The 13,177-nt window shown below is 64.6% G+C and carries 13 protein-coding genes; 3 read left to right on the plus strand and 10 right to left on the minus strand.

Annotated features, from left to right (window positions below):
• Positions 1 to 55 precede the first annotated feature (55 nt).
• From HCA61_RS25185 to HCA61_RS25215, 7 genes are all read right to left on the minus strand, one after another.
• The gene (locus HCA61_RS25185; RefSeq protein WP_206040584.1) at positions 56 to 1,105 is read right to left on the minus strand and encodes a hypothetical protein; all 1,050 of its coding nucleotides are present in this window, start codon (positions 1,103 to 1,105) and stop codon (positions 56 to 58) included.
• The gene (locus HCA61_RS25190; RefSeq protein ID WP_169690931.1) at positions 1,035 to 2,027 is read right to left on the minus strand and encodes a hypothetical protein; all 993 of its coding nucleotides are present in this window, start codon (positions 2,025 to 2,027) and stop codon (positions 1,035 to 1,037) included. Before HCA61_RS25190 ends, HCA61_RS25185 begins: the two co-directional genes overlap by 71 nt.
• On the minus strand, positions 2,024 to 2,323 hold the full coding sequence (locus tag HCA61_RS25195) for a hypothetical protein (protein ID WP_247274070.1): 300 nt from the start codon (positions 2,321 to 2,323) through the stop codon (positions 2,024 to 2,026). Before HCA61_RS25195 ends, HCA61_RS25190 begins: the two co-directional genes overlap by 4 nt.
• Positions 2,324 to 2,557: 234 nt before the next feature.
• Positions 2,558 to 3,406, minus strand: a complete 849-nt coding sequence (locus HCA61_RS25200) for a 3-hydroxybutyryl-CoA dehydrogenase (RefSeq protein WP_169690983.1) — start codon at positions 3,404 to 3,406, stop codon at positions 2,558 to 2,560.
• A 61-nt stretch (positions 3,407 to 3,467) separates the two neighbouring features.
• The gene (locus HCA61_RS25205; RefSeq protein WP_169690932.1) at positions 3,468 to 4,625 is read right to left on the minus strand and encodes an acyl-CoA dehydrogenase; all 1,158 of its coding nucleotides are present in this window, start codon (positions 4,623 to 4,625) and stop codon (positions 3,468 to 3,470) included.
• A 159-nt stretch (positions 4,626 to 4,784) separates the two neighbouring features.
• Positions 4,785 to 5,504 (minus strand): TetR family transcriptional regulator, encoded by a 720-nt coding sequence (locus HCA61_RS25210; protein ID WP_169690933.1) that lies wholly within the window; start codon positions 5,502 to 5,504, stop codon positions 4,785 to 4,787.
• 36 nt (positions 5,505 to 5,540) lie between these two features.
• Positions 5,541 to 7,181 carry an acyl--CoA ligase family protein gene (locus HCA61_RS25215; protein ID WP_169690934.1) on the minus strand — a complete coding sequence of 547 codons (1,641 nt, stop codon included), beginning with the start codon at positions 7,179 to 7,181 and terminating at the stop codon, positions 5,541 to 5,543.
• A 116-nt stretch (positions 7,182 to 7,297) separates the two neighbouring features.
• Between HCA61_RS25215 and HCA61_RS25220 the strand changes: the two genes are divergently transcribed.
• Entirely contained in the window at positions 7,298 to 8,176 is an 879-nt protein-coding gene (locus HCA61_RS25220; protein WP_169690935.1) for a LuxR C-terminal-related transcriptional regulator, read from the plus strand.
• 37 nt (positions 8,177 to 8,213) lie between these two features.
• Here the strand turns inward: HCA61_RS25220 and HCA61_RS25225 are convergent, their stop codons facing one another.
• Positions 8,214 to 8,897: a GntR family transcriptional regulator gene (locus HCA61_RS25225; RefSeq protein WP_169690936.1), complete on the minus strand. Its 684-nt coding sequence runs from the start codon at positions 8,895 to 8,897 to the stop codon at positions 8,214 to 8,216.
• A gap of 98 nt (positions 8,898 to 8,995) precedes the next feature.
• Between HCA61_RS25225 and HCA61_RS25230 the strand changes: the two genes are divergently transcribed.
• Positions 8,996 to 10,360 (plus strand): FAD-linked oxidase C-terminal domain-containing protein, encoded by a 1,365-nt coding sequence (locus HCA61_RS25230; RefSeq protein ID WP_169690937.1) that lies wholly within the window; start codon positions 8,996 to 8,998, stop codon positions 10,358 to 10,360.
• 9 nt (positions 10,361 to 10,369) lie between these two features.
• Here the strand turns inward: HCA61_RS25230 and HCA61_RS25235 are convergent, their stop codons facing one another.
• Both HCA61_RS25235 and HCA61_RS25240 read right to left on the minus strand, forming a co-directional pair.
• Positions 10,370 to 11,152, minus strand: a complete 783-nt coding sequence (locus HCA61_RS25235) for a 3'-5' exonuclease (protein ID WP_169690938.1) — start codon at positions 11,150 to 11,152, stop codon at positions 10,370 to 10,372.
• A gap of 161 nt (positions 11,153 to 11,313) precedes the next feature.
• The gene (locus HCA61_RS25240) at positions 11,314 to 11,919 is read right to left on the minus strand and encodes a hypothetical protein (protein WP_169690939.1); all 606 of its coding nucleotides are present in this window, start codon (positions 11,917 to 11,919) and stop codon (positions 11,314 to 11,316) included.
• 191 nt (positions 11,920 to 12,110) lie between these two features.
• Between HCA61_RS25240 and HCA61_RS25245 the strand changes: the two genes are divergently transcribed.
• Positions 12,111 to 13,175 carry an ATP-dependent DNA ligase gene (locus tag HCA61_RS25245; RefSeq protein WP_169690940.1) on the plus strand — a complete coding sequence of 355 codons (1,065 nt, stop codon included), beginning with the start codon at positions 12,111 to 12,113 and terminating at the stop codon, positions 13,173 to 13,175.
• Positions 13,176 to 13,177 lie beyond the last annotated feature (2 nt).

Here is a 13,177-nt window from a genome sequence, read left to right on the forward strand (position 1 = left end):
AGCCGAACCTGACCAACCCGGCGCCGATCAGGCCGCGGCCTAACTCCCGTTGGACTCAAACGCCTTGACACATTCCGCCGCGCGCAGCTCGGAAGCGTTGGCGCAGGGTAGGAGGTCGCAGTAGCTCTGCGGCGTCGGCTTCACTGACGAGTGCTCGGTCGTCCGGGTTCTCGTGGAGGCGTTTCAACAGCGCGAAGAGGGTGTTCGGTTCGGTCACGAGTACATGGGCCATGAGTGCGATCTTGTGCTCTTCGTCGTGTGGCGTCCGTTCCTCTCTCTCGATCACAGGTGAGGTGTGGATGTCGATACCGGGGTTCTGGAACGAGTCGATGATTCTCCCGTCGACATGCGTGATGTCTCCCCATTCCACGAATATCCTGGATACCTTGTTGGACAGCAGGATACGTCGATGGGAATAACGTTCGATACCGCCGCTGTAGATACTCACGACGGTTTTGATTCTGATCGAAGCCAGGAACAGTGCGAGTGTGCTTGCGAGCGTGGCGAGAGTAGCCATGTAGATCGCACCCGCTCGAGAGTCCCGGCCGTTCGGGAGGAGTGTTTCTTCTGCTCCTATGAACCAGCCGAGGGAGGCGGTGGCGCCGTAACAGGCGCCAGCGATGAGTGAGATGATCAGAAACGGAATCAGTATGCTGGTGGTTGGAATCGACACCCCGTTGCCATACGACGGGTTGCGAAGTGTGCGAATTTTTCCCGACAGACCCAGGTATCGAAATCCGGCTTCGCGCAGCAGTCCCAGAGCAATCATCGTCATCAACAATGAACCCCCACAGTACCCTGCAGTGACCAATGGGTCTTCGATCCGCCAGCTCTCCCCGACAGTGCGGATGCCGAGTATCGCGAGTGCGGACGTGGCTACCGACCCGATCAGCATTGCCGGGCGAAACCGTTGAGGCCACAGTGGGCGGCCGTCACCCCGAGTGTGGCTGCCGGATTCTGGTGAGCTGGTGCCGCGGCTCGACTCAGTCATTGCGGTGCTCCTGAGCGCATTCTCGGAAGGATTCTTCCATGGATCAATCCCACTCTTTCTGAAGTTTTTTCGAGGAATACCACGTTGCGAGTCCGCCGAATGCCGCGCCGACAACGATCCCTACAGCGGTTCCTGCCCCTGGTGCAATAAGCGTGCCGAGGGTTCCGCCCACTTTTGTGCCGATGTATGTTCCTCCGAGGCCGGCGACGGCGCCTGCGCCTTCTGTTATCACAGCCTTGGTGGGATCCATTCCACCTTCGATATCGTTGTTGATCGCTGGTATCGTCCCGAGCACCGCGGCGAATGGGCCGAGTCCCTTCGCAACTCCTGCTGCGAGGTCGTCGCCTGCCGCGATAGCAGCACTCGTCATTGCCTTGTCGGTCACGTCGGTCACGACGCCGATCGTGGACGCGGCGACGGTGGTGGGCACGTCCGGAACCCAGGAGAACTCACCGTGGTCGGACTGGACGACCTTTCCGGGTGTCGCAGCTGAGGCTGCGTCCTCCAATATTGCGATTGCGTTGTTGATGCGACCCGTGACGTCGCCCGCGGCTGCCGCAGCCTGTTGGAGTACGTCGACCAGCGCGACACTGAGCTCGGCGGCCTGGCGTTCGAGCTGGAGGGATGCGGTGTCGTAGGTCGCGCCCGGTGGCAGCAGCGCGCGAAGAAGTGAGATCTGGTTCGCTGCGTCGACGATGCCGTTGTCGTGCACGGTGAACGATTGGGATTCGGCCGCCCTCACCAGCCCGGCGACGTGCATCCGGGCGCCTTCGACGATCGGTGCCCCGGTGCGATAGGCGTCGGCAACCTGCAGGAGGGCCCCGGCGATAGCGCTGCCGAGGGAACGTTCTCGGATTACACGGAGGGCTGCGGCATTCGCGGCGTCGCCTTTCCACTGTTCGGCGAGGGCATCCTGATCGTTGAGGAGGCCCTTCATGTGGTCGTCGAGTGAGTCGACGATCGTGTCGAGCCCGTCTGCAGTTGTCCGGAGAGCGTCAGGGTTCCAGGCTTCGACGGCAGAGACGCCGGGACTCACCGGGGCAGGTCCATCGCCGTGAGTGCTGCGACGAAGTCGGCCTCGGCGATCTCGTAGTCGTCTGCCGCTCCGTTCGAGATGTCGGTGACTTCGAGGAGGCGCTGGCGGATGTTGGCCAGTGCTTGGGCCGTAGCGAGGTGGCCGCGTGTACTTGCCTCACTGAATCCTGTGCCGGGAAGTGCTGCGTGCGAGTGTGCGTACGGGGTGCTGGTGTCCCATTCCCCGATCGCATCTGCTGCGCCACTCACCGATGAGGCGAACGCGCGAAGCGCGTGTGGATCTACCTGCAACGTCACAACTGTCCCCCCGACAGAATCCCCCGATGTGCCTGGGTTGTGACGATAGCAGAGTGGGTGGAGGGTTCTGAGGCCCTGATCGTGGACCCCGCAATGGTTTCGGACGGATACAACGGTTCGTTCGGTCGCATCTGACCGTTCCGGTTGTATATGTGCATGAGATATGAAGGGGCGGAAAAAGATCGAGCCCTGCCGGTCCCGGAGGACCGACAGGGCTCGACTGTACTGCTGGGACTACTTGTAGCTGTAGAAGCCCTCACCGGTCTTGCGGCCCAAGCGGCCCGCCTCGACCATGCGACGCAACAGCGCCGGCGGAGCGTAGTTCGGCTGAGCGAACTCGTCGTACAACGACTGCGCGGCGTTGAGGGCGATATCGAGACCGACGGTGTCGAGCAACGTCAGCGGACCCATCGGGTAGCCGCAGCCGCCCTTCATCGCGGCGTCGATGTCTTCCTTTGTCGCGTAACCGGACTCGAGCATCCGCACCGCGTCGCACAGGTACGGGATGAGCAGCGCGTTGACGATGAAGCCTGCGCGGTCACCGGCGCGCACCGCAGTCTTGCCGAGGGTGTTCTTTGCGTAGTCGAACACCGTGTCGGCTGCGGCCTCATCGGTGGTCAGCGCGGAGATGACCTCGACGAGAGGCATCACCGGCACCGGGTTGAAGAAGTGGACGCCGACGACCTGGCCGGGACGCTGCGTCGCCTGCGCCATCTTGATGACGGGGATCGACGATGTGTTGGTCGCGAGAATGCCCTCGGGCTTGACGACCTTGTCGAGCTCGGCGAAGATCTCGACTTTCAGGGACTCGATCTCGGGTGCGGCCTCGATGACGAGGTCGCGGTCGGCGAACTCGCTCATGTCGAGCGTGACCTTGATGCGGGCGAGGACTGCGTCTGCGTCCTCCTGGGTGATCTTGCCGGACTTCACGCCGCGACCGATCGACTTCGCGAGACGCTCACGTGCGGCCTCGGCGAACTGCTCGGTCGTCTCTTTGACGAGCACGTCGCTACCGGCCTTGGCGCAGACCTCTGCGATGCCGGCACCCATGGTGCCGCCGCCGATAACGCCTACCTTTTCGATTGCCACTACACAAACTCCTGATCGATGAGGGATTCTCGACTAAGACCGTATCCGAGCGTGGTCAGCGAAGCAGTGCTCGCGACATGACGACGCGCTGGATCTGGTTGGTGCCCTCGTAGATCTGGGTGATCTTGGCGTCGCGCATCATTCGCTCGACCGGGAAGTCCGTGGTGTAGCCGGCGCCACCGAACAGCTGCACCGCATCGGTGGTGACCTCCATGGCGACATCCGACGCGAAGCACTTGGCAGCGGCCGAGATGAAGCCGAGGTTGCCTTCGCCGCGCTCGGCGCGCGCGGCCGAGGTGTAGACCATCAGGCGGGCGGCCTCGACCTTCATGGCCATGTCGGCGAGCATGAACTGCACACCCTGGTTGTCGGAGATCGGACGTCCGAACTGCTTGCGATCCTTGACGTAGGTGATCGCGGCGTCGAGCGCACCCTGGGCGAGCCCGACGGCCTGTGCGCCGATGGTGGGACGCGTGTGGTCGAGGGTCGCGAGAGCCGTCTTGAAGCCGGTGCCGGGCTCGCCGACGATGCGGTCGCCGGGGATGCGGCAGTTCTCGAAGTACAGCTCGGCGGTGGGCGAGCCCTTGATGCCGAGTTTCTTCTCCTTGGGCCCGACGACGAAGCCTTCGTCGTCCTTGTGGACCATGAACGACGAGATGCCGTTGGCGCCCTTGTCGGGATCGGTCACCGCCATGACCGTGTACCAGGTGGACTTGCCTCCGTTGGTGATCCAGCACTTGGAACCGTTGAGGATCCAGTCGTCGCCGTCCGCCTTCGCGCGGGTGCGCATCGACGCGGCGTCGGAGCCGGCCTCACGCTCGGACAGCGCATACGACGCCATCGCTCCGTTGACGATGTCCGGCAGGACCTTGGCCTTGAGCTCGTCGGAGCCGCGCAGGATCAGGCCCATGGTGCCGAGCTTGTTGACGGCCGGGATCAGCGACGAGGACCCGCACACGCGGGCGACTTCCTCGATCACGATGCACGCGGCGATGGAGTCGGCGCCCTGGCCCTCGAACTGCTCGGGGACGTGGATGGCATTGAAGCCGGACTTGTTGAGTGCGTCGAGCGCCTCCTGCGGGAAGCGGGAGTTCTCGTCGACATCCTTCGCGTGAGGCGCGATCTCCTTCTCGGAGAGTGCGCGGATCGCCTCGCGCAGGGCGTCGTGTTCTTCGCTGAGCTTGAATAGATCGAAATCGGCGTTGAGGGCCATGGGATCGGAACTCCTATCGGCACGCGGTGCCATTTCAGAGGGTGTATCTGCGCCTACAGTATCTGAGCTGACGGCGCAACGTCGCAGAATCGTCCAATTTTAACCACGGCACTGAGTGCCAGGTCAATGGTGAGGGTGGCTCAGGGTAGCGAGTAGTCGCTATGCGCCGAGTGTGCGCCGGACTTCTTCGGCGATCTCGGTCGGCGACGTTCCCGCGGGATAAGTCACCACCATCACGGCACGTGGTGCCTCGGTGGTGGAGGGCGAGTCTGCACCCGGAACGACGCCGAACGTGCGCCTGATGTCGTACAACTCCCGATCGAGGACCTCCGCGGTCGCGGTGTCGTCGCCGCGGATCATCGCCCTCAACAGGAAGTTGTGCGCCGACGTCACCGCGGCGGCGAAGCTCACGATCCGGATGGGCTTCTCGCCCGGCACCGCCTGGCGCAGGAACTCGGTGAACAACCGCTCGTAGCGGTAGGTCGTCACGAGTTCGCGATCGCGCAGTGCGGGCACCCGCTGCACCACCCGGTACCGCCACACCGACAGGTCGCGCCGGTCGCGGAAGTAACCGAACACGAGTTGCGCAGCATCGCAGGCGGCAACCCACGGGTCGTCGAAGTCGCGCGACAGGTATTCCGACACCTGTTCGAGCAGCGACTCGTGGTCGGCGAAGATCACGTCCTCTTTGGAGCGGAACTGCCGGAAGAACGTGCGACGCGAGACTCCCGCCGCCGCAGCGATCTGCTCGACGGTCGTCGATTCGTAGCCGTGCTGCGAGAACAGCCTGATTGCCTGGGCAACTACGTGCACCCGGAACTGGGCGGGATCGGGCCCCGCCGCCTCGGTGCGACGAGTGGGAGTCGATCCGTGCGTCATGGTTACCGAGTATCCAAGGTCCGAACCCTCGCCACGTCAAGACCTCGGAGTTTCCGTCGCACGCAGTTCGAACTTGAGAATCTTGCCGGTCGAGGTGCGCGGCAGTTCGAGCGGGAAGACGATGTCACGGGGGACCTTGTAGCCCGCCAGCAGGCTGCGGGTGTGGGCGATGAGGTCGTCCGCGGTGACAGACTGTTCCTTCTTCAAGATCACGAACGCCTTCGGCCGTTCACCCCACTTCTCGTCGGGAACACCGACCACGGCGACGTCGATCACCGCGGGGTGCGCCATGATCGCCTGTTCTACCTCGACCGTCGAGATGTTCTCGCCACCGGAGATGATGATGTCCTTGGCGCGGTCCTTGAGCTGGATATACCCGTCCGGGTGCATCACACCGAGGTCGCCGGTGTGGAACCAGCCGCCGGCGAATGCCTCGGCGGTGGCATCGGGATCCTTGTAGTAACCGAGCATGACGTTGTTGCCGCGCAGCACGATCTCGCCCATGGTCTCGGCGTCGGCCGGAACGTCGTTCATGTTGTCGTCGACGATGCGGGCCGTTTCGGCCTGCAGCATCCCGACACCCTGCCTGGACAACAGTGCGGCGCGTTCGTCACCTGTCTTGTCGTCCCACGAATCCTGGTACTCGCAGATCGTGTACGGGCCGTACACCTCGGTCAGGCCGTAGACGTGCACGACGGTGATGCCCATCTGTTCGAGTTGTGCGATCACGGTCGGGGACGGTGGTGCACCCGCGGTGGTGATGTGCAACGGGCGGTCGAGGGGGTGCGCCTGCTCGGCGTTCGCGATGGTCGAGCACACCGCGGGAGCACCGCACAGGTTGGTCACCCCCAAGTTGTCGATGGCGTCCCAGATGGCGTCGGCGCGCACCGCCCGCAGGCAGATATGAGTGCCGCCCGCCGCGGTGACCGCCCACGGCGTGCACCAGCCGTTGCAATGGAACATCGGCAGCGTCCACAGGTATTTGCTCTGTCCGGTGAACCCGTTGTGGAAGGTCTCGCCGAGCGAGTTGAGGTAGGCGCCGCGGTGCGAGTACATCACTCCCTTCGGCTTCCCGGTCGTACCCGACGTGTAGTTGAGCGTGATGACGCCGAGTTCGTCGTCGACGCTCCACGGCAGCGGGCTGTCGTCGAGCGAATCGGCGAGCGCGAGGAACTCGTCGTAGCGCGCGGTGATCACACCGGAAGGAACCTCGGGCGCCGGCACCGTCGAATCAGGGATTTCGACGATGTCGGTGAGCGTCGGGACATCGACGCCGGTGAGCGAGCCGACGAACTCGGAATCGACGAAGAGCAGCGACGCCTCCGCATGACCCAGGATGTAGTCGAGTTCCGGACCGGCGAGCCGGGAGTTCAGCGCGATGAGCACCCCGCCGGCAAGCGGCACTGCGAAATGTGCGATGAGAGTCTCGGGCACGTTCGGCGTCAGGTAGGCCACCCGGTCGCCGGGCTTGATTCGGCTCCTCAGGACCCGGGCAAGGCGTTGGGTCTCGTCGGCGAACTCCGCGTATGTGTACCGACGGTCGCCGTAGATGATGGCGGTGCGATCGGGAAACACCGACGCCGAACGCTCGAGGAAGCGCAGCGGGGTGAGCTGGCTGTGGTTGGCGGTCGCGGCAGAGCTGTCGAGTGCGGTGGGCACGGAAACCTCCGGGGTCATCGGGAAAGGCGGCGTCGCGTGTGATCGTCGCAACACCGGACGCCGTCGAGGCTACGAATCACGGAATCGGCGTCGCTACCCTAGAAAGAGGGTGTTCGGAGGAGGAGAACCGACCAGTGAGTGCTGCGAATCGGGCCGATCTGCTTCGGCCGAGTGACGTCGACACGCTTCGCGCCGAATTGCGGTCGCTGAAGCAGGTGACGGACCTTCCCATTCTGTTCGGAGGTACCGTCGACGGCGCCGACCTGGTGTTGTCCGGGTACGTCGGAACTCGTGGGCGCTTCCTCCGTAACCTCGTGATCAGTTCCGAACGAGGACTCGGTGGCCGGGCGATCGCAGAGCAGCGTCCAGGCTCGGTCGCCGATTACTTCACCTCACCGCGCATCACCCATGACTACGACAAGCCGGTCGCGGGTGAAGGGATCGAGTCGCTGCTGGCGGTACCTGTCGTAGTGCGCGGGAAGACCCGCGCCGCGATGTACGGCGGTCTCCGGACACCCCGATCCATCGGAGACGCCGTCACCGACCGGATCGTGCAGTCGGCCCGTGCGCTGGCGCGGGAGATCGAGATCCGCGACGAAGTCGATCGTCGGGTGGCGCTGCTCGGCAACATTGGAGACGGCGTCGAGCCGGAACACGGTGACCGGATACCACGCACGGTGTCCGACACGATCACAGAAACCTATCTGGAGCTGCGCGAAATTGCGGCGTTGACGAACGATTCCGACCTGGAATCACGGTTGAGAGGGATCGAAGGCAGGTTGCGGGCTCTCGGTAGCGCCGGTGAGCCGGTAACGGCCGTCCGGTTGACCCCGCGTGAACGGGACGTGCTGGGGTATGTCGCCCTGGGGTGCCGCAACGCCGAGATCGCTGAGCGGCTGTCCTTGAGTCCGGAGACCGTGAAGAGCTACGTGCGCAATATTCTGGCCAAACTCGAGGTGCACGGTCGTCACGAAGCGGTCGTGGAGGCGCGTCGTCGAGGGCTGTTGCTCTGAAAGGACAAGTGGTTTTCCGCCGCCGGTGGCGAGTGCGTCACACCGGCTCGGGGAGTTCGGCCTCCGGGCCGGGGACGCCACCGACCGCCGCGACGAGGCGTTCACGCGCTCGTCCCAGGTGGTCGGCGAGGATCGAGACCGCGAGCTCGCCGTTTCCGGAGGCCACCGCATCGAGTATCTGCCGGTGTTCGGCGGCGATGCTCCCCGTGGTCAGCAGATGCTGGCCCTGAACCTGGACCATGCACAACCGCACCTCGGAGACGAGCGAACCGAACATTCTGCTCGTCCGAGGGCTCCCCATCGCCTCCACCAGTGAGGTATGGAAGCGCATATCGGGTTCGACGATCGCGAGCGGTGCGTTGTCGGTCATCGCGGAGATCGCCTCGTTGGCGGTGACAGCAGAGTCGGGAACATGTGCGCGCTGCGCCAGATAGCGCAGCGCTGTGGACTCGAGGTGCGCGCGGGTGCAATAGATGTCGCGGACGTCGTCGGGCCCCAGCTTCGGTACGCGCGCGGTCTTGTGGGCGCTGCGCTGGAGGAGACCCTCACCGACGAGCTTCTCGATGGCTGCTTTCGCAGTCGGCCGTGCTACCTCGTACACCCGTGCGACTTCGGCTTCGGTCAGCGTGTCGTCGTGCGCGAGCTCGCCGGAGAACAACCGCCCCCGCAGTTCCTCGGTGAGGGCGTCGATGATCGACAGAGTTCTGACTCGTCCGGCCATTTCCGCTCCTCCGCTCCGCTGCCGATCGGTGCGCGATTCTTCCACGCTGCAACACCCCAGTCCTTGACTGTCCAGTTTACTTGTCTGACAATCTGTGAATGCCTCGCTCCGTGAACATCGAAGATCTCTACGACTCACTCGGGGACGCACTCGTCACCGACCCGGATCGGATGCTCGCCTACCGGCGCGACCAGTCGCTGCTGACCGAGGCCGGAATCCCCCTGGCACTCGTGCGGGCCCGCGACACCGACGACGTGGTCGAAACGATGAAGTGGGCCCACCGGCACGGCGTGCCCGTGGTGACACGCGGCGCGGGCACCGGGCTGGCAGGCGCCGCGAACGCGCTCGACGGATGCATCGTGCTCAGCGTCGAGAAGCTGAACGAGATTCTCCATATCGACACGTCCGCGCGGACCGCGACCGTGCAGCCGGGCGTGATCAACGGCGACCTGGCAGCCGCAGTCGCCGAACACGGACTCTGGTACGTGCCGGACCCCGGAAGCCGGGCGATCTCGACCATCGGTGGCAATCTCGCCACGAACGCGGGTGGCACGTGCTGCGCGAAGTACGGCGTCACCGCCGATCATGTGGCCAGGATCAAAGCGGTACTCGCCGACGGACGCATCATCCATACCGGCGCAGTGACCAGAAAAAATGTCGCCGGGCTCAACCTGACACAGCTGCTCGTCGGGTCGGAGGGGACACTCGCCGTCATCGTCGAGGCCACCATGCGGCTCAGGGCGGCGCCGACCGCGGCCTCGACGGTCGTGGCCGCATTTCCGTCCACAGCGCAGGCCGTCGACGCGGTGCTCGCGATCCGCGACCGCGCCGAACCGTGTCTGCTCGAGCTGATGGACCGCACGACGATCACCGCGGTCAACGAGATGACGCACATGGGACTCGACGAATCAGCGGGCGCGCTCCTGCTCATCCAGTGCGACGGCAGAGAAGCCGGTGCCGAGGCCCAGACGTGTGCCACCGTGTGTACCGAGATCGGCGCAACCGAGGTGTACGACACCGACGACCCGGTCGAGGGTGAGGAGTTCATGCATGCGCGCCGCGTCGCGTTGACCGCCCTCGAACGCCAGGGCAGCACCCTGCTCGACGATCTCGCGGTTCCGGTTCCACGGTTGCCCGAGATGCTGTCGGCGATCGAGCGGATCGCTGAGAAACACAGCCTCGTGATCGGTACGTTCGGACATGCCGCCGACGGCAATCTGCACCCCACCATCGTGTTCGACGCAGCCGACGACGATCACACCCGCCGCGCACGGCTGGCATTCGACGACATGGTGGCGGAATGCCTGGAACTCGGTGGATCGATCAGCGGCGAGCACGGCATCGGGGTCCTCAAGAAGCCGTACCTCGAGCAGATGGTCGGGTCGGTGGAACGCGAACTGATGAGCAAGGTGAAGGCTGCGTTCGACCCGACCTCGATCCTCAACCCGGGACGAGGGATCTAGCCGAAACCCCTACCTGTGCCGAAACCGCTCGAAGAACGCCCGCGCACGTCGCCGAAGTCGCGTCGTCCACGGCTCGGCGACGGTACTCGCGGGGCGTTCGAGCACGTCGACGCTCGACGCTCCGCGTAACGGCCAACCGCCGTCGACGTCGGTGGAGTCGCGGCCGAGGCTTTCCAGATACACGGCGAAATTCCGTTGCCGCTCGGCATGCCACGCGGCCTGATCGGCCATGATGTCGAGGTCTGCGAGCTGTGGAAAGCGAGCGACGAGCGCGCGAACGAGGTGACCGGCGGCGAGTGCATCGGCCTGGGCTTCGTGCGCGCACGACAACGTCACCCCGTATGCGTCGCACACCGCCGCGAGCGTGCGCTTTCCCGACCGCCCGCGGTCCATTTCCCGGTCGATGACGTACGGATCTGCGACGAGCCCGAACTCGAGGGTGGGTAGTCCGAGGCGTTTCCCTTCGGCGTCCATCACCGTCAGGTCGTAGCTCGCGTTGAATGCGACGACGATGTGCCCCCGGCGCCACGCCTCGAGCAGCGCCTCGCGGATCTCGAGATAACCGGCCCGGTAATCCATGCCTTCGGCCCGGGCGCGTTCGTCGGTGATGCCGTGGATGGCGATGGTCTCGGCGGGAATAGGGATGCCGGGATCGAGCAGCCACGTGCGCGAGTGGATGCGTTCCCCGTCGAAAGTCGCGACACACGCGCTGACGATGCGGGCCGCCCTCGGGTCGCGATCTGTCGTCTCGAGGTCGAACGCGCAAAGGGGTAGGTCGGGCCAGGGCGTCACAGGCAGTTCCCCTATCCGTTCGATGGACATGGTCGGTGGTTCATCCGGCATTGTGTCTGCCGGCACCGACAAGTCCGGCCGCGGGCGAGTCGGGACTGCCCGGCGGACGACTCGGAACGTGTCTGTCGGAAGCGACTCAGAACGTGGCTGTCGGAAGCGACTCAGAACGAGTCAGCGCACACGACCATCTCTCGCTCCTCGTAGACGAACCCGCTGTCGGAGATGGAGCATTCGTTGACGTCGGTGGTGCCTTCGAGGATCTCGGTGACCTTCTCGCCCTCGATGGCCGTCTCCGAACAGTCGATCCGTTTGGGGTCTTCACCGCCGAGATCCATACAACCGTCGACCTGCCAGTCGATATCGAGGCACAGCGCGCCCAGCTCGTTGCCGCGGATGGACTCGTAGTAGGACTGGTCGGAATTGCACTCGTCGCTCGTCGTCACGATGTCGACGACGAGGTAATTGGAGTCGTCGCTGCCGCAGGTTGCTTCCTCGATCGTGGCGTCGTCGACGGTGCCGCCGAGCAGGACGCAATCGCCGATTTCGGCGTCGATCTCCAGATCGAGATCGGACGCAGACGGGCTCTCCGAGGTGGTCGGAGCCGAAGTTGTCGTGCGCGAGGAACTCGGCGAGGTCGACGATTCCGTCGCCGACGAGCCGGCTTCGGGCACGGCTCGGAGCTCCACATCGTCGGAACAGCCGGCGACCAACGACACTGCGGCAACGGCTGCGACAGCAAGGCCGGCCGCACGGCGAAGAGTGATCATGGCTGCACAGAATACGGAATTGGATCATTCGCTTCGCGCCACGGTTGCCGAACGCCCTCTCCGACCTCACGAAACAGAATCGGTGTGATCGAGTTCACGGGCTTTCTGCTGCCGTTGTGAAATGGGTCGACGAAGAGGTCGATCGGTTGCAACCGGCACGCGCAGCGCATCCGGATGCAACGATGAGAATCATGGATCTGCCCGTCGTACCGCCGATAGCGCCCATGTTGGCGAAGGCCTCGTCGAAGGTGCCGGAGCAACCGGATTCGGGTGCGGCGCAGTGGTCGTACGAGCCGAAGTGGGACGGCTTCCGCGCCATAGTGTTCCGTGATGGCGACGAGGTCGTATTCGCGTCGCGTGGTGGTAAGGACCTCGCCAGATATTTCCCGGAGCTCGTCGAACGGGTGCGCGCCGAACTCCCCGAGCGCTGTGTGGTGGACGGCGAGATCGTCGTACCGCGTGAACGCGACGGGCATACTCGCTTGGACTGGCAGGCGCTCTCGGAGAGGATCCATCCGGCGGCGAGCCGTGTCGCGATGCTCGCGGAACAAACTCCCTCGCAGTTCATCGGGTTCGATGTGCTGGCTCTCGGCGACGACAATCTCATGGAAGAACCGTTCGCCGAACGTCGTGCGCGGCTGCAGCGGGCCGTCGGTGGGGGCCCGAGCTGCCATGTGACCGCGGCGACCACTGACCCGGAGACCGCGATGCGATGGTTCGAACAATTCGAAGGCGCAGGCCTCGACGGTGTGGTCGCGAAGGAACTCGACGGGACATACCGTCCCGACAAACGCGACATGATCAAGCTCAAGCATGCCCGGACCGCAGACTGCGTGCTCATCGGCTACCGCAAGCACAAGAGCGTCGACGGGGTGGGCTCACTGTTGCTGGGGCTCTACCACGACGGTGAACTCGTGATGGTCGGAGGCGCCTCCGCATTCACCACGGTCAGGCGTCAGGAGCTGCTCGCCGAGTTGCAACCGCTACGGGTGGGCGACGACGTGGTCGCTGAGGGTGAACAGACGAGGTGGCGTTCAGCGGCCGACCGCAGCTGGGTCCCCTTGCGTCCGGAACGGGTGCTCGAGGTCGCGTACGACCAGATGGAGGGGAGTCCGGAGACTGCGATGCGTTTCCGGCACGCGGCCAGATTCCTGCGCTGGCGACCCGATCGGGACCCGCAGAGTTGCACGTACGACCAACTCGAGGTGCCCGTGCGTTACGACCTCGCCGATGTACTGGACCGGACGGAGAACTGACG

The organism is Rhodococcus sp. HNM0563 (genome assembly GCF_012726195.1).
Classification (GTDB): domain Bacteria; phylum Actinomycetota; class Actinomycetes; order Mycobacteriales; family Mycobacteriaceae; genus Rhodococcus.